This window comes from Pseudoalteromonas sp. 2CM28B (assembly GCF_023161935.1).
Genome location: NZ_JALNTH010000001.1, coordinates 388,397 through 407,095 on the forward strand (window position 1 = coordinate 388,397; position 18,699 = coordinate 407,095).

The following is an 18,699-nucleotide window of genomic DNA, read 5'->3' on the forward strand; positions in this document are numbered from 1 at the left end:
TTTTGTGGCGCAGTGATTGCGTCAAACTAACATATCCGTTCAAACTAGATGGCAGGAGACTGCTGTCGATAAATTGGAGAATACCCAATGGCTTTAATCAGTATGCGACAACTTTTAGATCATGCAGCTGAACACGGTTACGGCGTTCCAGCCTTTAACGTGAATAACCAAGAGCAAATGCGCGCAATAATGGAAGCGGCTGATAAAACAAACAGCCCAGTAATTGTTCAAGGATCAGCAGGCGCACGTGCTTATGCTGGTGCTCCATTTATCCGCCACATGATTTTAGCAGCCGTTGAAGAATGGCCGCACATTCCAGTAGTAATGCACCAAGATCACGGTACCTCACCCGGTGTTTGCCAACGCTCAATTCAACTTGGCTTTTCATCAGTTATGATGGATGGCTCATTAATGACTGACGGAAAAACCCCATCAAGCTACGAATATAATGTAGAAGTAACACGCGAAACCGTGGCTATGGCACATGCTTGTGGCGTATCGGTAGAGGGCGAGCTAGGTGTACTTGGCTCACTTGAAACCGGTGAAGCGGGCGAAGAAGATGGTGTAGGCGCAGAAGGTAAACTAACTACTGATCAAATGCTTACCGACCCAGAAGAAGCCGCTGATTTTGTAAATAAAACCCATGTTGATGCCTTGGCAATTGCTTGTGGAACATCGCACGGTGCGTACAAATTTACGCGCCCACCCACAGATGACATTTTAGCGATTGATCGTATTAAAGAAATTCACGCACGTATCCCGAACACGCACTTAGTAATGCACGGATCGTCGTCTGTACCACAAGAGTGGTTAGAGATCATAAATCAATACGGTGGCGAAATTCCTGAAACGTATGGCGTACCTGTTGAGCAAATTGTAGAAGGGATCAAATACGGTGTACGTAAAGTAAATATTGATACCGATTTACGCCTGGCCTCTACCGGTGCTATTCGCCGTCATATGGCGCTTAACCCATCTAACTTCGATCCGCGTAAATACCTAGCAGAAGCAACTAAAGCAATGACAGAGATTTGTGTTGCGCGTTACAACGCGTTTGGTACGGCTGGTCAAGCAGGTAAAATTAAGCCAATTTCACTTGATGACATGCACCTTAAATATTTAAGTGGTGAGTTAGACCCACAAATTAAATAATGATCTTTGATTAATAAATAGCGTTATAAAAACCAGCTGGCGTAATCCAGCTGGTTTTTTTATACCGCAAAGCACTGGGATCACTGTTGTACCAACTTAATAAAATGGGATCACTGATTTACTAACCGCCCCGCATTCGGATCATTTATTTACCAACTAGCGCATAAATTTACGCCACGTTAGGCGCTCAATCAATCAGATCGTTTTTTATTTGTACAATAGATCAGATGCTTAGTTGTTTGACTAAGTATAACCGTGATCCCAAACCCGATCGGCTTAGTAAAAATCTGATCTTTTTATAGGCTGCTTAGTAAAAAACAGATCTATTTTTAACCACGTAATCACATCTTCCAGTGCAAACTCAGTTTCGTATCTGGTTTTTTTACTGTGTTAGTAAAGTAATGATCCCGCCATGAATATCTACTCAGAAATAAAACTGTCATCTTTTTGTAAATATGTTTTGATTAACCGTAATTTGCAAAATAGTTTTAAAAATATGACGTTAATGAGGTTTTTTGTCACTATTTTGTGTTTTTTTTACCAGGATTTTAATTTACACGTTACACTTTCATAAAAATGTCATACTTAGTCATAATAATGAAAACTAATTCGATAGCGTAAGAGATAATTTGGAATGTCACGTAAAGTACTAGTCGTAGATGATGAAGCTCCTATCAGAGAGATGTTAGTTTTTGTTTTAGAGCAAAATGGATTTCAAGCAATTGAAGCAGAAGATTACGATTCTGCAATTGCAGCTATGGTTGAACCATACCCAGATATGGTTTTACTCGATTGGATGTTACCAGGCGGTAGCGGTATTCAAATTGCTAAGCAATTTAAGCAAAGTGAATACACACGCCAAATTCCAATCATTATGCTTACAGCCCGCGGCGAAGAAGAAGACAAAGTACGCGGCCTAGAAGTAGGGGCAGATGACTACGTCACTAAACCTTTTTCTCCTAAAGAGTTAATGGCTCGCATTAAAGCGGTTATTCGCCGTGTATCGCCTACCTCATTAGAAGAAGCCATAGAAGTACATGGCTTGCGTTTAGACCCAATATCGCACCGCGTTACCTCTGAGGGAAGCGAGCTTGATATGGGCCCAACCGAATTTAGATTATTACATTTTTTTATGACTCACCCAGAGCGTGTTTATAGCCGTGAGCAACTGCTTGACCATGTTTGGGGAACTAATGTGTACGTAGAAGACCGTACAGTTGATGTGCACATACGTCGTTTACGCAAAGCGATTGCACCGCTTGGGCATGATCGCTTAGTACAAACAGTACGTGGTGCAGGTTATCGTTTTTCTAGTAAATTATAAGGTACCGCAGCTAGGGTGTGAGTACGCATAAATTACTACTCAAAGGTAAAGTGAGTGTATGTATCGAGTTATTAATAAACAGGCGTTAGTAAAACGTCTGTTTATCTATTTTTTACCCCTGTTATTAGTTGGTGTGCTTATTGGTGCACCTTTTTTGCTTTTATTTTTAGGCACTTCTTCTCTTTTAGTCTGGCATTATCATCAACTTTATCGCTTAAGCGATTGGCTTTTAAATCAACGTAGCTTTAACCCACCAGAGGGCGAGGGTGCGTGGGAACAAGTATTTGAAGGCATTTATCATTTACAGCATCGTAATCGTAAAAAACGCAATGAACTGGCCGATTTAATTCGTCGCTTTCGCGATGGAGCTGAAGCCGTACCCGATGCCGTAGTGGTGTTGCAAAGTGATTTAAGCATTGTTTGGTGTAACCAACTTGCACTTAAAGTATTGGGGCTCCAATGGCCGACCGATCATGGCCAGCGCCTAGATAACCTAATACGCGAACCTAAGTTTGCTAAGTACATGCTGCGCGGTGAATTTGAAGAGCCATTAGAGCTTGATAACGGGCATATTGTTGACCAAGTGCTTGAATTTAGGGTAATGCCGTATGCCAACACGCAGCTTATGGTGGTAGTACGTGATGTAACACGCCTAAAGCAACTAGAGCAAATGCGCAAAGACTTTGTTGCCAATGTATCGCATGAGCTGCGTACGCCGCTTACGGTTGTTACTGGCTACCTTGAAATGATGGATGGCGATATGATGCCACCGCCTGCAATGTGGAATAAAGCGCAAAATACCATGCTTGAGCAATGTAAGCGTATGGACAGCTTAGTTAATCAGCTTTTATCTCTTTCGCGTATTGAAGGGGCGCGTAGGCAAGACAACGACAAAGCCATTAATGTGCCGCAAATGCTCAACTACATTAAAACCGAAGCTCAGTCTATAAACCAAGATAAAGGCCACGAGCTTATTTTTGATATAGATAATGAGCTTGATATTAAAGGCTCTGAAGATGAGCTACGCAGTGCGTTTTCTAATTTAGTGTTTAACGCTATACATTACACTAAAGCGGGCGGGAAAATTGTTGTTACTTGGCAGCGCAAAGAGGGGCTTGCGCACTTTAGTGTAAATGATAATGGCGATGGTATTGCACCAGAGCATATAAATCGTTTAACTGAGCGCTTTTACCGCGTTGATAAAGCAAGGAGTCGCACAACCGGTGGCTCAGGTTTAGGCTTAGCAATTACTAAACATGTGCTTACACGTCACGATAGTAAATTAAATATAAGCAGTGAGCTTGGCAAAGGCTCGTGTTTTTCTTTCGACTTTTCAAAGGATAAGCTTGTTAACTTAGCAAGTTAAAGGTAATAAAAGGCAAAGTCATAAAAGTGTCATTTAAGAGTAATGTAACTGTCATCTACTCACTTTACAGTAGACGACAGTTAGGAAATGGGACGAACAAATCGGAGAACCCCGCATGAAATTTAAAAACTTAGTTGCCGCAATGGGTGTGGCTGTTACAACATTAGTATCTGCACAGGCTGTTGCTCTTGACGACGCAATTCCTGAATATCAAAAAATTAACGGCGTTTCAGGTAACTTTTCATCTGTAGGCTCTGATACTTTAGCTAACATGATGACTTTTTGGGCTGAAGAGTACAAACGTATTTACCCAAATGTAAATATTCAAATTCAAGCGGCAGGTTCGTCTACTGCTCCACCAGCGCTTACTGAAGGCACCTCTAACATGGGTCCTATGAGCCGTAAAATGAAATCAAAAGAAATCGAAGCGTTTGAAAAACGCTACGGTTACAAGCCTACAGAAGTGCGTGTAGCGATTGATGCATTAGCGGTATTTGTACACAAAGATAACCCAATTGAAGGCTTACGTATTGACCAAGTAGATGCTATTTTTTCATCTACTCGTAAATGTGGTGCGTCTGAGCAAGTTAACCGCTGGAGCGATGTTGGCCTAACGGGCGACTGGGCTGCAAAAGACATTCAATTATACGGACGTAACTCTGTATCAGGTACTTACGGTTACTTTAAAAAGAAAGCACTGTGTAAAGGTGACTTCCGTAACAACGTAAATGAGCAACCAGGTTCAGCCTCTGTTGTACAGTCAATCTCATCTTCATTAAACGCGATTGGTTACTCAGGCATTGGTTACAAAACGTCGGGTGTACGTACGGTTCCTTTATCTAAAAAAGGCACTAACTACGTAGATGCAACGCTTGATAATGTTGCTAAAGGTAAATACCCACTTTCTCGTTTCTTATACGTTTACGTGAACAAGCACCCTAATAAGCCGCTTTCACCAATTGAAGCTGAGTTCTTAAAAATGGTACTTTCTAAAGACGGTCAAAAAATCGTTGAAAAAGATGGTTACGTACCACTATCTGCTAAGTTAGTAGAAGCAGAGCTTAAAAAGTTAGGTTTATAATTTAAACCCAACCAATAAAAAAACCGCTCAATGAGCGGTTTTTTTGTGTGTAAAATTTTAAAGCGTAAAACAGATTAACTTACTAAAAAGCGATTACAGATCAGTCAGCTTTTGCGCTTGTGCTTTACACTGATTATAGCTCTCTACACATTTGGCAGAGCACACTTGCTGTTTTAACCCTTTGTCAATCGATTGCTGATCGCAACTATTTTCGCACTGATAGTTTTGTTGTGCGCATTGGTTTAACTCAGGGTTTTTCACTTGATTTTGGCAAGCTGCTAACAATGAAAATGAAAGGGCGAGGGCACTCGTTTTAATAAATGTTTGCATGCTTATCCTTAACGTTGAACTGCGCTTTTGTTAAATCTCAACTTGTAAGTTGTCGATTAATCTAACATTGCCTAAAAAGGCGGCAGCTAAAATAACAAGTTGTGTATCATCAAGTGTAGCAGCTTTTAATGTATCTCGTTGAGCTATCTCAAAATAATCAGGCTTTAAGCCGGCTTGCTCTAAACTAAGCTGTGCGCTTTGCTCAAGTGCTTTGTAATCGGTATTGCCTGCTTTGAGCTGCTCAGCGCAACTGTTTAGTGTTTTAAATAATGCGGTAGCCGTGGCTTTTTGCTCTGCAGATAAATAGCCATTTCGCGAGCTCATAGCTAGGCCTGAAACTTCACGCATGGTCGGTACACCAACAATTTCAACCGGAATTGATAAATCGCGTACCATGGTTTTAATCACTTGCAGCTGCTGAAAGTCTTTTTCGCCAAAGCATGCATAATCTGGTTGTACTAAATTAAATAACTTAGTCACTACTGTGGCAACGCCTCTAAAGTGTCCTGGGCGCGTGCCGCCACAATACCCCATAGATACGCCTGGTACATCTACAAAGCTTTGCTCACCAAGTCCATTTGGGTAAATGGTGTCTACGCTTGGAGTAAACACAATATCGGTGTTTAAGTCGGCTAAGCCTTGTTTGTCTTCGTTTAATGTACGCGGGTAGCTATCTAAATCTTCGTTGGCACCAAATTGCATTGGGTTGACAAAAATACTCACAACCACTTTATCGGCCATTGTTTTTGCCTTTTCAACCAATGAAAAGTGGCCGCGGTGTAAGTTGCCCATGGTTGGCACTAAAGCCACGCTTAAACCTGCTTGGCGCCAAGCTTTAATTTGACTACGTAATGATTTAATTTCAGTAATTGACTGCATTATTTAAACTCATGTTCGGCGCTTGGAAATGCGCCACTTTTAACGTCTGAACAATATTTTTTAACTGCATCTGGCATGTTGCCAGTTTCCAGTAAAAAGTTTTTAGAAAATTTAGGAATGTATCCTGCCGAAATACCGACTAAGTCGTGCATTACCAGTATTTGGCCATCCGTTACATTACCTGCGCCAATACCTATGGTAGGAATGGTGACGGCATTGGTAATGCGTTTAGCGAGCGCACTTGGGATACACTCAAGCACTAATAATTGGGCACCTGCGGCTTCTAGGGCTTTTGCATCATCAATCATTTTTTGTGCTTTGTCGTCTTCGCGGCCTTGAATTTTAAAGCCTCCAAATACGTGTACTGATTGCGGCGTTAATCCTAAATGGCCACAAACAGGAATCCCTTGCTGCGTTAAACTTTTAATGCTGTCGTAAAGCCATTCACCGCCCTCAAGTTTTACCATATTAGCGCCTGCACGCATTAACTCTGCTGCATTTTTACAGGTGTCGCTAACGTTTGAATAGCTCATAAAGGGCATATCGGCTATTACAAAAAGCTCACGGCTGCCACCGCGTACACAGCGGGTATGATAGGCTATATCTTGATTGGTTACGCCTAGGGTATCGTCGCCACCTTGCAGCACCATGCCCAAAGAATCGCCAACTAAAATAACGTCCACACCGTTATCATGAAATAACTTAGCAAAACTGGCATCGTAAGCGGTTAATGCGGTGATTTTGTTATTTTCTGCTTTCATTTTATTTAAAGTAGAAACGGTTATTTTAGACATAATATCCTCGCAGGCATAAGCCTTGGTTAATTACAGAGGTAATTGTTGTAAGTCGTTGAGCGGTAAGTCTTGCGCAATGGTTTTTAATGCAATGCCGCTTGGTAAAATCAGTTCTGGGGCAAGCTCAAGTAAAGGGTAAACTACAAACTCACGTTCGCACAGGCCATAATGTGGCACAGTTAAGCGCTGGGTATTAATCACTTGCTGACCAAACAGTAAGGTATCTATATCGAGCGTACGCGGCCCCCAACGTTCGGCTTTTCTTACCCGTCCATGTTCAAGCTCTATGGCTTGAGTTAAATCAAGTAATTGCTCAGGTTCAAGCGCGGTTTTAATACACGCTACGGCATTTACATAGTCGGGTTGATCTTGTGGGCCCATTGGTTTGCTTGCATAGTAATGCGATACACTTATAAATTCACAATGAGGCAGCTTTTTAAGCGCACAAACGGCGTTATCAAGCTGCTCTTTGGGTGAGTTTAGGTTGGCACCTAAACCCAAATATACACACTGCATGCAATTACTCGGCTGGCTTTTTAGTGGTGCGGCGGCGCGGACGTTTACGTGGTTTTGGCCCACCTTGGTGGCCTAGATTTTTCACCATTTCTTTTTGGCCATTAATATCTAGGCTCAAGTATTGTGTCCACCACTGGGCAAGCTCACTATGTTGGTGCTCACCGGCATCCACTCGTAATAATAAAAAGTCATAAGCGGCTTTAAATCGTGGCTGCTGGGTAAGTCTGTAAGCGCGTTGGCCGGCACGTTTATCTAAACGTTGCTGTATATGCCAAATGTCGCGCGCGCCTAAGGTAAAGCGTTTAGGTACTGCAATATGCTGGGCATTTTCGCTCAGAACTTTATTCATGGCTTGAGCAAAGGCATCAAAGTAAGACAGCTGTTCTTGTTGTTTAATTTTAGTTGTGCGCTCAAGCAGCGGAAACCACATTAAAGCAGCAAATATAAACGCAGGCGTTACTTTTTTATCTGCATTAATGCGTTTATCGGTGTTTTGAAACATTTGCTGAATAAACGCCGCTTCTAAGCCGTCAGGGTTTTTATCTAAAATTTTATCAAGCACCGGAAATAACGACTTAAACAAGCCGTATTGGCGTAGCATTAAATAGTTAGCTTCGGCTTTACCGTTTAAAAACAGCTTTAGAACTTCTTCAAATAAACGCGCTGGCGGTATGTTATCAAGTAGGCTGGCAAGCGCAGTAATTGGCTTTTCGCTTTTTGGCGCTATGCTCATATCAAGCTTGGTTGCAAAGCGTACCGCACGTAGCATACGTACAGGGTCTTCGCGGTAGCGTGTTTCTGGGTCGCCAATTAACTCAATTTGTTTTGCTTGTATAGCCGCTAAGCCATTGGCGTAATCGTATATACAAAAATCGTTAATAGAGTAATACAGCGCGTTGATAGAAAAATCACGGCGCTCGGCGTCTTCTTCAATGCTACCAAACACGTTATCGCGCAGTAACTGCCCGTGCTCGCTTGATTGGCTAATTTGGTTTTTGTCTTCTTGCGCTTCGTGGTGCCCGCGCATGGTGGCTACTTCTATAATTTCGCGACCAAAAACAATATGTGCTAAGCGAAAACGACGACCAATTAGGCGGCAATTTCTAAATAGTTTTTTAACTTGCTCTGGGGTGGCATTGGTAACAACGTCAAAGTCTTTTGGTTGTTGACCTAACAATATATCGCGAATACAACCACCTACAAGGTAAGCGTCGTAACCACCGTCTTTTAAACGGTAAAGTACTTTGATTGCATTTGGGCTAAATTGTTTACGTGAAATACCATGTTCGCCGCGTGTTACAACAACCGGTTCATCACTTGTTTGAGTGCTTTGCACATCGGCATTCGGGCCGATTATTTGCCTGCAAAATTGAAAAAGCTTGGAAATAATAATCTGTCTCCTACAGAAATGATGATTGGCTGGTCATCGCAATCAAAAAGCACATAAATTAGGTATTATAGTGCGGTGCTTTGTATTTATTGTAAATAGCCTCTATTTAGGCGGCTATCATATACCAGCGCGGTATAAAAATTAAGTTGATGGACTGAAATTAAGCCGTTTTTAAGTTTTTTATTTGCTTAAATGCGTAAATTTAGTGCTGTTTGGATGCTGACCTTGCGAAATTTGAATTTCGGGTATGTTTGGCACCGCTGTTAAGCTAAATTCGTTAATAGCCCACGCCATTAATTGCTCCACAGACAAATCATTCAATTGGCTATGTACAGGTAAGTTTAAAAATTCAAACGCATCAATAAGCGCGGGCTTTGGGTTGTCTGTGCTAATAGCGGGCGCATAATTTTGTTTAGAGAGTTTAAAACCAGGCTCGGCCACCGCAAGGGGTAAATGTGCGTATTGGGGAATGGGCGCATTAAGCTGTTTAAATAAACTTATTTGCCGTGCTGTAGGCTCGATTAAATCGGCGCCTCGTACCACACGATTAATACCTTGCTCAATGTCATCAATAACGACCACTAGCTGGTAGGCAAATAATCCGTCGCTGCGCTTTATTATGTAATCTTCATGGGCTAATGCACTATTTACAGTAATATCGCCTTGAATCAAATCGTTAAAATGGCATGTTGGGTGCTGCTGGCTAAGACGAAGTGCGCCTTGCTCTGTTGATAAGTTAAGCGTTTTGCAGTGACCTTGGTAAATGCCACCGATGGCTTTTATTTGTTTGCGAGAACAGCGACAACCATATACACATTGTTGGCGGATCAGCTTGTTTGTTACCTCTTGATAAAGAGGTAGGCGCTGAGTTTGATAAACAACGGATTCGTCCCAGTAAAGGCCGTAGGCTTGTAAGGTATTTAGAATATGGGTGTCGGCATTTTTAACCACGCGGGTGGTGTCTATATCTTCAATGCGCACTAACCATTTACCCTGATTTACTTTAGCATCAAGGTAGCTGCCCACAGCCGCCACAAGTGAGCCAAAATGAAGTGGCCCAGAAGGAGACGGTGCAAATCGACCGCGATAGTCACGCTTTGGCGTGGTAACGGCTGTAGGAGACATAGTTAACTAATTTTAATTAACCGCGCCCAGCTTGTTTTTCTTTAATTTCTGCAAGGGTTTTACAGTCTACGCATAAATCTGCAGTTGGACGCGCCTCTAAACGACGAATACCAATTTCGATTCCGCATGACTCACAAAAGCCAAAATCATCTTCTTTAATTAAGATAATTGTTTTTTCAATTTTTTTGATCAGTTTACGTTCGCGGTCGCGAGTACGAAGTTCTAAAGAGAACTCTTCTTCTTGCGCAGCGCGGTCAACTGGATCAGGAAAGTTGGCAGCTTCGTCTTGCATATGCGATTTCGTGCGGTCAACTTCATTACGTAAGTCGTTACGCCACGCTTCTAAAATCGCTTTAAAATGAGCACGTTGTGCTTCATTCATATACTCTTCGCCCGGCTTTTCTTGGTATGGTTCTAAACCGGCTTGAGCCAATAAACCATGTCTTTGTTGGTCTGGCATAACTCTCTCCTAAATCCTTAATTTAATGCCTCAGCATTAGCCGGCGGTATAAATAGCAGAATCTTATACCCTAGGCAAATTTATTTTTTAATTAATCGAATTAGCTTCAACCAGTGTGTTGACTAAAAAGGCTCATATTTTGATTTTGATGCTTTATTAATCGTTATTTCGGTATTTAAACTTGCCTAGTTATATGGGCATAAAGTTTAAAAGCAAGTTAAATTTTTTATTTAAAGGCCACTTTCTCACTAAGCGTTACTTCATTTGGTGAAATAGATGCCTTATAAGCGTATACCTCCACGCCTTTTTTAATCGCGTGGTTTAATAAGTCGCTGTATTTTTTATCTATGTGGCTTGCTGCACTCACCGTATTAATACCTTGGTGCAAAACAGCGAACAGTAATACTGCGCGGTGGCCTTGTTCGATCATTTCTATTAATTCGCGAATGTGTTTTTGCCCACGCACGGTTTGCGCATCCGGAAAGTAGCCTTGCCCACTTTGTGGTGCGGTTTCGCTTAACAAGGTGACTGACTTTACCTCTACATAGCAAGCGGGTTTATTGTCACTGGTGAGTAAAAAGTCGATACGGCTGTTTTCGCTGCCGTATTTTACTTCACTTTGAAGCTGCTCGTAGCCGTTAAGCTCTGTAATAACCTGGTTGTTGATAGCCTCTTCGACCACTTTATTTGCCACGGCGGTATTAACGCATATTAATTGCGAGAGGGAGTTTTGAGTGAGCTCTAACGACTGAGGGTATTTTCGTTTACTGTTATCGCTGGTTGAATAAAAAGCGCTAAAACCTGGCTCTGCGCAACCTGTCATTTTACCGGTGTTGGCGCAATGGGCGGTAAATTCAGTTCCATCGTTAAGTTGGAGATCGGCTAAAAAGCGTTTATAGCGTTTTAATAACGTGGCGGGCTGTAAAGCTGGGGTGTATTTCATTTAAATTCCAATGCTAAACGCTGCAGATGCGTTGGTTTATGTTATTTATCTCAAGCTGTTGGGAACTTGTACTCACTATAGTAAACTCGGTGGCACATTTAAGTGTAAGGGTATTCTAACATGAGTGAAAAATTTGTTGTTCAACTAAGCGAGCAAGCAGCACCAAGCCATTGGGGCGAAAACGCGGCGTTGTCTTTTAACGAGCAAGGCGCAACGGTTCATTTATCTGAGCAAGAAACATTAAAAAATGTTCAAAAAGCGGCGCGAACAATTGCAAGCCAAGGTGTTAAACAGGTTGAGCTTGCGGGCGATACATGGTGCACAGAAAGCCAATGGGCTTTTTACCAAGGGTTTGTAACACCTAAATCATTACATGGTGTTGAATTTGTTGATAACGCACAGTCAGATCTAAACGAGCTTGCGCATTTAAAAGCCTCAGCTACGTGGGCACGAGAAATGGTAAACGGCACAGCCGATGACATTTACCCTGAGAGCCTTGCTGAAAAAGCCGCCGAATTTATTCAATCGTTAGCGCCTGAACACGTAAGCTACCAAATTATTAAAGGCGATGCGTTATTAGAGCAACAGTGGATTGGTATTCATGCTGTGGGCCGTGGCTCTGAGCGTCCACCTGTTTTACTTGAGCTTGATTACAACCCAACAGGCGATGAAAACGCACCGGTAAGCGCTGCGCTTGTAGGTAAAGGTATTACGTTTGACTCTGGTGGTTACTCAATTAAATCTAGCGAAGGTATGCTAGGAATGAAGTGCGACATGGGTGGCGCGGCAACGGTAACAGCGGGTTTAGCACTGGCTATTAACCGCGGTATAGAAAAACGCATTAAGCTGTTTTTATGCTGTGCAGAGAACTTAATTTCGGGCCACGCTTACAAACTAGGTGATATTTTAACCTACAAAAATGGCACAACCGTTGAAATTGTAAACACCGATGCTGAAGGGCGTTTAGTGCTTGCTGATGGTCTAATGGCTGCAGGCGAAACTGGCGCAGAGCTAATTATAGATGCGGCAACACTAACCGGTGCTGCACTCGTTGCTGTAGGTCAAGAGTACAACGCATTATTTGCCCTTGATAAAGAGCTGGTACGCGAAGTAGAAGACTTTGCATCGCAAGAAATGGAAGCTGCATGGCCTCTTCCGCTTGAAAAATGGCACCAGCAAAACTGCCCATCTCCATATGCTGATACGGCAAATAGCCGCGCTCAAAAAGGTGGCGGTTACGGCGGCGCATCAAATGCAGCAGGCTTTTTATCTCGCTTTGTACCAAACGATGGTAAAGGTTGGGTACACATTGATTTAGCTGCAGCATTTAATATGGGTAGCACTAGCCAATGGGCTGCAGGTGCAACTACGCAAGGTATGCGCACAGTGGCACGTACATTGTTAGAAAAAGCTTAATAGTACGTAACTAGGCGTTTAATACATAAAATAGGCACCAATTGGTGCCTATTTTGCTATTTGCAGGCAAGCAATTTATTTTTATTTACGGTAAAATCCTTCGCCAATACCTGTTTGGGTGTTTAATTATTGGCTAAAGTGCCTACACTCAAATGTTATACTCACCACTGGGGTTCTAAACTATGTCAGATAAGTGCTACATCACAGCTCAACAGCTACTTGAAGATTCATTCCGCGTAGCGGCACAAGTTTATAAAGATGGCTTTCGTCCAGACTTTATAATTGGTATTTGGCGAGGTGGTGCACCTATTGGTATTGCTGTGCAAGAATACTACGATTACAAAGGCATTGAGACTGATCACATTGCGGTGCGTACGTCGTCGTATTACGGTATTGGCAAGCAATCTAAAGAAATAAAAGTACACGGCCTACACTACATTGTAGAAAACGCTAATGCTGGTGACTCATTGCTTATTGTTGATGATGTGTTTGATTCTGGCCGCAGTATATTTGCACTAAAAGAAAAGCTTTCTGAGCTTATGCGCTTAAACTTACCACGCGATATTCGTGTGGCATGTCCGTACTATAAGCCTAAAAACTCAAAAGTAGAGATGGTGCCAGATTACTTTATTCATGAGTCAGAAGAGTGGTTAGTGTTCCCACATGAGTTATCGGGTTTAACGCCAGATGAAATAATTGAAGGTAAATCTGATTTAGTAAATATCCAAGATATTTTATTAGATAAGTAATTGCCAAAGCGTTAAGTAGGAGTTTATTTGCGCGGGGGCGTGTTTGTGTACTCGTTTTAAATAAATTACTGCTATAGCGCAGTGCTAATAAATACCATAAAAACTAAAAAAGGCCATTACGGCCTTTTTTTGTGTCTGATTTTTTTACAGCTGCGCAAAACTGTCTACGTAATCACTTAAACTTTGCGTATCGACCGCTTTTAGCCCATGGGAGCTGCGCTGCACTAAGCCTTTTTCAACAAGCTCGGTAACTACGCGGCGATAAGCTCGCTCAGTGGTTGCAAAGCGCTCTGCTTCGGCGTTAACGGTTGGGTATGCGCGCAGTAGCGTTGGGTTATTGTTCTCGGCGCGTAGTAAGCAGTCTTTAGCTATGTTGTAGCTTAAAGGCAGCAGTAACTTATCTAAATTAATTTTTTGGTTTTCTTGAAACTTAGCCGCAATGGTTTGCGCGGTATATAAGCTCAGCTCTGGCTTTTCGAGTAGTAATGCTCGCCAGTGGCGAAGCTCTATTAAATTATAGGTTACATCGCTAAAACAGGTGACCGTATAAATACATGGGTTATTGTTTAGTGCTTCTATTTCACCAATTAGGGTGTTGTTGCAATCTAATTGGCCTAATAATAGGCGGCGTCCGTTACCTACGTCATAACTAAATGAAATAGTACCGCTGCGCACCAGCACAAGTTTACTAAGTGGTTGATCTTGGTGGATCAGCACTTCTTTTTTTGATTGTTGATAGCTACTCCCTGCAAAAGTGAGTAATTGTTCAACAAGGTAACTAGAAAAATGGTATTGAAACATCAATATGCTCTTCGGACAATTGTCCTATTTATTACACCTTAATGACGATATTATTAAGGCTCTAAGAATTTACGCTAACTTGCTAGTGTATTTAGCCTTGCTAAGTACGTAATACCTTCATTTCCCGTGTAATGATTTAGGAAGCTATTGGCTACAACCAATATACTTTTTAAGGTTTTTTAAGCAAGTTAGTTTTTTTATTTTATACCAATCTGCCTAATTAAGTGATCAATTTTAAGGCTAGGAAAACGTGTTGATAGCTAGGCAAAAAATAGCTATTTAGTCGTTCTCGGCAATTGCTCCTGTATTGCTCTACCTTCTGCATTCATGCAGTCGTAAATGAGCATTTTTTAACACAGGTAGCGACACGTTTAGCCCCACAAAATGATTGAGTATTATTGCGAATTGGTATTAAACGTTGTAACACTGACAAGTGCCACACGTTAGCATTGGCGTAATGCTAACCTAAAGGGTAGGAGAGAACAATTGAGTTGGGAATATTTAGGTTATATTGCATCAGCTTTCTTGGTTGCATCGTTAACAATGACCGATGTAGTAAAACTGCGTTGGTATAATATGTTTGGTTGTATTGTATTTACTATTTACGGCGTGGCTATTGGTGCAGTGCCTGTTGCGTTTACTAATGGCTTATTAGCGCTGGTAAATATGTACCATATTGTAAAGCTCTACCGACAGCCTAAAGTCAAAGAAGCGTGAAGCTAAAAATTCAAAAAAAGGGTTAACATTTAAGTTAACCCTTTTTTGTTTTAAAGCACCGCGTCTAAGACAATGCCATCAGTTCTACGAGTTGGATAAAGTGACTCAACAACAAAGCTTGGGATAAATCCTTTAGCTGATGAGACCACTACTTTAGACTTTGCCCCAATAATACGAGCGTTAACTATTACACCACGATTCGTGTAAGTTAGAGTGCCTGATAAAGTGTAATCAATATGCGGGTAACCTTTAATTTCTTTACCATTACGACTAAACGAGAAATCACCTAACGGGGTTACATGCACAGCGCCCGTGTGTTTGTAATCAACTACCGATAAGCCAAACTCCTGCATTTCAGTAATAAAGCTTTCAGCCAAGTGATTACCAAATATATTTGTGGTTTGTAAATTGTCATCTAAATTCACAAACGAAGTAATTGCAACAGGCGTTCCACTGTTGATGTAGTTCATATTTTCAATCAGCTTCATTGCTAATTGTTCTGTATAGTTACTTAATAATTTACTGCTGTTAATAGGGCGGTAGTTATTTTCTGGGAACTGCCAGTTATTTACGCGTGGCTGATGAACGTCTGTGTAACGATTATGGCTATTGTGATGGCCAATATTATTATGCGAAGCGTGGCCATTATAAACTGGGTGAGTAGAGCATGCACTAAGTGATAAAGTAAAAAGAGCCGATAAAGTAAGCGATAGTTTTTTTGAAAACATGTTTTCTTCCTGAAACATAAGAGATTTTTTAAATTCCCTCACTTATCGACACTCTTTTTAATTACTTTAGTAAATATTCGTAATTACTTTGTTTATTTTTAAATTTGCCTATTTTATAAGCTATTCTTTTTTAAAGCGTAATTCTCCAGCTACCCAAGTCTGTAAAACCTGTGTTTTATAAATCTCATCAACAGGGGCTTTAAAGTAGTCTTTGTCTATTAAAATAAAGTCTGCCCATTTTCCGTTTTCTAAGCTGCCTATTTTAAACTCTTGGTGCGCTGCATACGCGCCGCCAAGTGTAAACGCTCTTAGGGCTTGTTCGCGGCTTAGCACTTCGCTTGCGCGCCAGCCGTTCTCAGGCAGCATATTATGATCCATACGGGTAATGGCTGAATACAAGCCATCAAAAGGGTTTGCCAGCTCTACTGGGTAGTCAGAGCCTGCTGCAATCACAGAGCCTTGCTTTAAAAATGTTTGCCATGCATATGCGCCTTGTAATTGGTTATCGGTTAAGCGCTGCTGAGCCATATGCATATCTGAGGTGGCATGCACAGGCTGCATAGATGGAATGATTTTAAGTGCTTTAAAGCGCGGAATGTCATCAGGGGTGACTATTTGCGCGTGTTCAATACGGTTACGCAGTAACATACCGCCCGTTTGCTTAAACACGTTTTGATACGCATCAAGTACCACTTTATTTGCCTTATCACCAATTGCATGGGTGTTGGCGCTAAAGCCATTTTTAAAGCTTAAAGTAAATAATTCTTCAAGCTTGGCTTGGGTTTCTAGCATTAGGCCGTGGTGGTTTTTTCTATCAGCGTAGTCATCAATTAGCGCAGCCCCGCGCGAGCCTAATGCGCCATCGGCATATACTTTTACACTGCGGATAGACATAAACGATGCTGCATCCTGATAGCGCCCTGCCTTAAGCATGTGCTTTAAATCGGGGCTAGCAGCACTTAGCATGGCGACTATTCTTAGTGGCAAATTACCTTGCTCGCTGCGCTCTTTGTAAACTTCCCAGGTGGTTTTATCGATACCGGCATCGTGAGTAGAGGTAATGCCTAAGCTTAATAAGTGCGCGCCTGCGGCATCTAACGAGTCGCTTATAGCTTGTTTTGAAGGGGCGCTCATATGCTGGGTAATTAACGACTCGGCCTTATCAACAAAAATACCGGTTGGATTACCAAATTCATCTTTAATAACTTCGCCGCCGTCAGGGGCTTGAGTGGCTGCGGTAATACCGGCCAGCTCTAAGGCTTTGCTGTTAACCCAAATTGCATGGCTGTCAACGCGCGAAAGTACCACTGGGCGGTCATTGACTACTTTGTCTAAGTCTTTGGCGGTAGGAAAGCGCGTGTCGCTCCACAGCTCTTGGTTCCAGCCTCGCCCTAGTATCCAGCCTTGTTTATTTTTCGCAAATTGTTCTAGCTTTGTGGTTATTTCAGCGACCGATTTAGCGCCGCGGACATCAAGTTGCGATAAGTTATCGCCAAGGCCAATTACATGCCCGTGAGCGTCAATCAACCCTGGCAGTAACGTATTACCTTTGGCATCAATAAGTGTGGCATCAGGAAAAGTGTTTTTAAGCGTATCATCTCCAGTTTTAACAACTTTACCGTTTTTAATCACTAAAGTAGAAAACGTTTGAATACCACCTTGGTATAAGGGAGTGTAACCATTAGCGTTGTAAATGACCTGCGTTTGCGCAATCGCAGTGCTGCTTACAAATAAGCCGGCAAGCAGTAGTGGGTTAAATAGTTTTTTGAGTTGCATAAGTTGGTTATTTTTTATTGTTAGTAAAATAACACTAGCAAACTCACTTTTAGAATACCAATATGTTGAGGTAGATAGCTTAAAAGCGTAAGGGCTGTTAAAAATTTAGCGCTTACGCTTATAAAAAAGAGTTACTTACTGGCGTATATGCCATATTCCGAAAGGGTAAGTCTGCCGTCTTTATCTTTATCATAACTTGAAAAACGCGACCAAAGGGCGGGGTCAATGGCGGTTTCTGAACGGGTTAAAAAGCCATCGTGGTTACGGTCAAACTTTTCAAATTTATCGGCAACTTCTGTACTTTGGCCAAGGCTTACATCGCTAAAAAGGCCCAGCGCAACAAGCGCTAAATAGCTTACGGTCTTCATACTTATACTCAGTAAAGGTTATTGGTTAAATAGTCTTTAAACTCAAGAAGCGAGATTTGTTTGTCTTGGTTTTTATCCCAGCGAGTAAAGGTGCTGAGTAGATGAGGCTGTGGTTCTAATTCGTCTTCTGTTAAGAAGCCGCTTTTATTGGCATCAAGGTGATCAAAACGTTGTTTAACATCTAACGCAACAGCATTAAAGCTGATCATAGTAATAGCGATAACACTAAAAAAAACACACTTCATGGTTTTCCTTCCAACATACAGTGTTTGTAGATTAATAAAAAAAGCACTTGCCATAATTTAACTTCCCAACATTAAATCCGTTTACACATTCCCTCAGGGATTATGGCAAATGCTTTTGGAACCTACCTTACTAGGTAAAAGCTTAAGTAAAACTTAATTAACTTCAGCGGTGGATAATAAATCTATTTTAAGCAGTCAGCTTTAGCGTTAACTGCTTAAAATTTCTAGCCAGAGAAAAAGATTTAAACATCGTTACTATTGAGTTTGTTATTAAAGCGCTTAATCAAAATTAAGGTTTAAAATTTTGAAACTCTTCTTTAGAAATTTTCTTGTCTTGATTTTCGTCTAAATCGGCAAATTGCCTCATTACTTCTTTATCTTGTTTGGCTTCTGCAAGCGATACTGCCCCATCCATATCTTTGTCTAAATGAGCAAAGCGAATGTTGACAGAAGAGGCTAAAGCCGTGGCGCTAATGGCTAAAAACATTAATGCAAATGCTGCGATAAGTTGTTTCATAATCATGTTCCCTAATTAAATG

Annotated in this window: 21 protein-coding genes; 7 read left to right on the forward strand and 14 right to left on the reverse strand. The window is 41.5% G+C overall.

Annotated features, from left to right (window positions below):
* Positions 1-87: 87 nt before the first annotated feature.
* The 4 genes from fba (at position 88) to MTN96_RS01770 (ending at position 4,923) form a co-directional block, all read left to right on the forward strand.
* Positions 88-1,152, forward strand: a complete 1,065-nt coding sequence (fba, locus tag MTN96_RS01755; protein WP_004586082.1) for a class II fructose-bisphosphate aldolase — start codon at positions 88-90, stop codon at positions 1,150-1,152.
* A 634-nt stretch (positions 1,153-1,786) separates the two neighbouring features.
* Positions 1,787-2,476 (forward strand): phosphate regulon transcriptional regulator PhoB, encoded by a 690-nt coding sequence (gene phoB / locus MTN96_RS01760; RefSeq protein WP_004586083.1) that lies wholly within the window; start codon positions 1,787-1,789, stop codon positions 2,474-2,476.
* Between the two features lie 58 nt (positions 2,477-2,534).
* Positions 2,535-3,842 (forward strand): phosphate regulon sensor histidine kinase PhoR, encoded by a 1,308-nt coding sequence (phoR, locus tag MTN96_RS01765; protein ID WP_004586084.1) that lies wholly within the window; start codon positions 2,535-2,537, stop codon positions 3,840-3,842.
* A gap of 115 nt (positions 3,843-3,957) precedes the next feature.
* Entirely contained in the window at positions 3,958-4,923 is a 966-nt protein-coding gene (locus MTN96_RS01770) for a PstS family phosphate ABC transporter substrate-binding protein (RefSeq protein ID WP_004586085.1), read from the forward strand.
* Between the two features lie 93 nt (positions 4,924-5,016).
* Here the strand turns inward: MTN96_RS01770 and MTN96_RS01775 are convergent, their stop codons facing one another.
* The 8 genes from MTN96_RS01775 to sfsA form a co-directional block, all read right to left on the reverse strand.
* Positions 5,017-5,253 (reverse strand): hypothetical protein, encoded by a 237-nt coding sequence (locus MTN96_RS01775; RefSeq protein WP_024033192.1) that lies wholly within the window; start codon positions 5,251-5,253, stop codon positions 5,017-5,019.
* Positions 5,254-5,283: 30 nt separating this feature from the next.
* On the reverse strand, positions 5,284-6,132 hold the full coding sequence (gene panC, locus MTN96_RS01780) for a pantoate--beta-alanine ligase (protein ID WP_004586087.1): 849 nt from the start codon (positions 6,130-6,132) through the stop codon (positions 5,284-5,286).
* Positions 6,132-6,926, reverse strand: a complete 795-nt coding sequence (gene panB / locus MTN96_RS01785; RefSeq protein ID WP_248530590.1) for a 3-methyl-2-oxobutanoate hydroxymethyltransferase — start codon at positions 6,924-6,926, stop codon at positions 6,132-6,134. Before panB ends, panC begins: the two co-directional genes overlap by 1 nt.
* A gap of 30 nt (positions 6,927-6,956) precedes the next feature.
* Positions 6,957-7,442 (reverse strand): 2-amino-4-hydroxy-6-hydroxymethyldihydropteridine diphosphokinase, encoded by a 486-nt coding sequence (gene folK / locus MTN96_RS01790; protein WP_029773910.1) that lies wholly within the window; start codon positions 7,440-7,442, stop codon positions 6,957-6,959.
* A 4-nt stretch (positions 7,443-7,446) separates the two neighbouring features.
* Positions 7,447-8,778 (reverse strand): polynucleotide adenylyltransferase PcnB, encoded by a 1,332-nt coding sequence (pcnB, locus tag MTN96_RS01795; RefSeq protein ID WP_004586090.1) that lies wholly within the window; start codon positions 8,776-8,778, stop codon positions 7,447-7,449.
* A 234-nt stretch (positions 8,779-9,012) separates the two neighbouring features.
* Positions 9,013-9,957, reverse strand: coding sequence for a tRNA glutamyl-Q(34) synthetase GluQRS (gluQRS, locus tag MTN96_RS01800; protein ID WP_248530591.1), 945 nt, complete (start codon positions 9,955-9,957; stop codon positions 9,013-9,015).
* Positions 9,958-9,973: 16 nt separating this feature from the next.
* The gene (gene dksA / locus MTN96_RS01805) at positions 9,974-10,417 is read right to left on the reverse strand and encodes an RNA polymerase-binding protein DksA (protein WP_004586092.1); all 444 of its coding nucleotides are present in this window, start codon (positions 10,415-10,417) and stop codon (positions 9,974-9,976) included.
* Between the two features lie 226 nt (positions 10,418-10,643).
* Positions 10,644-11,360, reverse strand: coding sequence for a DNA/RNA nuclease SfsA (gene sfsA / locus MTN96_RS01810; protein WP_055252803.1), 717 nt, complete (start codon positions 11,358-11,360; stop codon positions 10,644-10,646).
* A gap of 120 nt (positions 11,361-11,480) precedes the next feature.
* Between sfsA and pepB the strand changes: the two genes are divergently transcribed.
* Both pepB and MTN96_RS01820 read left to right on the forward strand, forming a co-directional pair.
* Positions 11,481-12,776, forward strand: a complete 1,296-nt coding sequence (gene pepB / locus MTN96_RS01815; RefSeq protein WP_054982768.1) for an aminopeptidase PepB — start codon at positions 11,481-11,483, stop codon at positions 12,774-12,776.
* Between the two features lie 182 nt (positions 12,777-12,958).
* Positions 12,959-13,525, forward strand: a complete 567-nt coding sequence (locus tag MTN96_RS01820; RefSeq protein WP_004586095.1) for a phosphoribosyltransferase — start codon at positions 12,959-12,961, stop codon at positions 13,523-13,525.
* A gap of 144 nt (positions 13,526-13,669) precedes the next feature.
* On the opposite strand, the gene MTN96_RS01825 is transcribed toward MTN96_RS01820, so the two are convergent.
* The gene (locus MTN96_RS01825; RefSeq protein WP_004586096.1) at positions 13,670-14,326 is read right to left on the reverse strand and encodes a Crp/Fnr family transcriptional regulator; all 657 of its coding nucleotides are present in this window, start codon (positions 14,324-14,326) and stop codon (positions 13,670-13,672) included.
* A gap of 486 nt (positions 14,327-14,812) precedes the next feature.
* On the opposite strand from MTN96_RS01825, the gene MTN96_RS01830 reads away from it, so the two are divergent.
* Positions 14,813-15,043, forward strand: a complete 231-nt coding sequence (locus tag MTN96_RS01830; protein WP_096041230.1) for a YgjV family protein — start codon at positions 14,813-14,815, stop codon at positions 15,041-15,043.
* A 50-nt stretch (positions 15,044-15,093) separates the two neighbouring features.
* Here the strand turns inward: MTN96_RS01830 and MTN96_RS01835 are convergent, their stop codons facing one another.
* From MTN96_RS01835 to MTN96_RS01855, 5 genes are all read right to left on the reverse strand, one after another.
* Positions 15,094-15,771, reverse strand: coding sequence for a FlgO family outer membrane protein (locus MTN96_RS01835; RefSeq protein WP_248530592.1), 678 nt, complete (start codon positions 15,769-15,771; stop codon positions 15,094-15,096).
* Positions 15,772-15,891: 120 nt separating this feature from the next.
* On the reverse strand, positions 15,892-17,547 hold the full coding sequence (locus MTN96_RS01840; RefSeq protein WP_248530593.1) for an amidohydrolase: 1,656 nt from the start codon (positions 17,545-17,547) through the stop codon (positions 15,892-15,894).
* 131 nt (positions 17,548-17,678) lie between these two features.
* Positions 17,679-17,915, reverse strand: coding sequence for a calcium-binding protein (locus MTN96_RS01845; RefSeq protein WP_004586100.1), 237 nt, complete (start codon positions 17,913-17,915; stop codon positions 17,679-17,681).
* Positions 17,916-17,923: 8 nt separating this feature from the next.
* Complete coding sequence (locus tag MTN96_RS01850) at positions 17,924-18,160, reverse strand: EF-hand domain-containing protein (RefSeq protein ID WP_248530594.1); 237 nt, start codon at positions 18,158-18,160, stop codon at positions 17,924-17,926.
* Between the two features lie 289 nt (positions 18,161-18,449).
* Positions 18,450-18,677 (reverse strand): hypothetical protein, encoded by a 228-nt coding sequence (locus tag MTN96_RS01855; RefSeq protein WP_004586102.1) that lies wholly within the window; start codon positions 18,675-18,677, stop codon positions 18,450-18,452.
* Positions 18,678-18,699: the final 22 nt, after the last annotated feature.

Excerpts from the sequence above, each read along its gene's own strand:
- sfsA (WP_055252803.1), bottom strand. The coding sequence starts at position 11,360 with ATGAAATACACCCCAGCTTTACAGCCCGCCACGTTATTAAAACGCTAT.
- panB (WP_248530590.1), bottom strand. The coding sequence starts at position 6,926 with ATGTCTAAAATAACCGTTTCTACTTTAAATAAAATGAAAGCAGAAAAT.
- fba (WP_004586082.1), top strand. The coding sequence starts at position 88 with ATGGCTTTAATCAGTATGCGACAACTTTTAGATCATGCAGCTGAACAC.
- MTN96_RS01850 (WP_248530594.1), bottom strand. The coding sequence starts at position 18,160 with ATGAAGTGTGTTTTTTTTAGTGTTATCGCTATTACTATGATCAGCTTT.
- phoR (WP_004586084.1), top strand. The coding sequence starts at position 2,535 with ATGTATCGAGTTATTAATAAACAGGCGTTAGTAAAACGTCTGTTTATC.
- gluQRS (WP_248530591.1), bottom strand. The coding sequence starts at position 9,957 with ATGTCTCCTACAGCCGTTACCACGCCAAAGCGTGACTATCGCGGTCGA.
- MTN96_RS01825 (WP_004586096.1), bottom strand. The coding sequence starts at position 14,326 with ATGTTTCAATACCATTTTTCTAGTTACCTTGTTGAACAATTACTCACT.
- folK (WP_029773910.1), bottom strand. The coding sequence starts at position 7,442 with ATGCAGTGTGTATATTTGGGTTTAGGTGCCAACCTAAACTCACCCAAA.
- MTN96_RS01770 (WP_004586085.1), top strand. The coding sequence starts at position 3,958 with ATGAAATTTAAAAACTTAGTTGCCGCAATGGGTGTGGCTGTTACAACA.
- pepB (WP_054982768.1), top strand. The coding sequence starts at position 11,481 with ATGAGTGAAAAATTTGTTGTTCAACTAAGCGAGCAAGCAGCACCAAGC.
- MTN96_RS01820 (WP_004586095.1), top strand. The coding sequence starts at position 12,959 with ATGTCAGATAAGTGCTACATCACAGCTCAACAGCTACTTGAAGATTCA.
- phoB (WP_004586083.1), top strand. The coding sequence starts at position 1,787 with ATGTCACGTAAAGTACTAGTCGTAGATGATGAAGCTCCTATCAGAGAG.
- MTN96_RS01775 (WP_024033192.1), bottom strand. The coding sequence starts at position 5,253 with ATGCAAACATTTATTAAAACGAGTGCCCTCGCCCTTTCATTTTCATTG.
- panC (WP_004586087.1), bottom strand. The coding sequence starts at position 6,132 with ATGCAGTCAATTACTGAAATTAAATCATTACGTAGTCAAATTAAAGCT.
- MTN96_RS01855 (WP_004586102.1), bottom strand. The coding sequence starts at position 18,677 with ATGAAACAACTTATCGCAGCATTTGCATTAATGTTTTTAGCCATTAGC.
- dksA (WP_004586092.1), bottom strand. The coding sequence starts at position 10,417 with ATGCCAGACCAACAAAGACATGGTTTATTGGCTCAAGCCGGTTTAGAA.
- MTN96_RS01840 (WP_248530593.1), bottom strand. The coding sequence starts at position 17,547 with ATGCAACTCAAAAAACTATTTAACCCACTACTGCTTGCCGGCTTATTT.
- MTN96_RS01845 (WP_004586100.1), bottom strand. The coding sequence starts at position 17,915 with ATGAAGACCGTAAGCTATTTAGCGCTTGTTGCGCTGGGCCTTTTTAGC.
- MTN96_RS01835 (WP_248530592.1), bottom strand. The coding sequence starts at position 15,771 with ATGTTTTCAAAAAAACTATCGCTTACTTTATCGGCTCTTTTTACTTTA.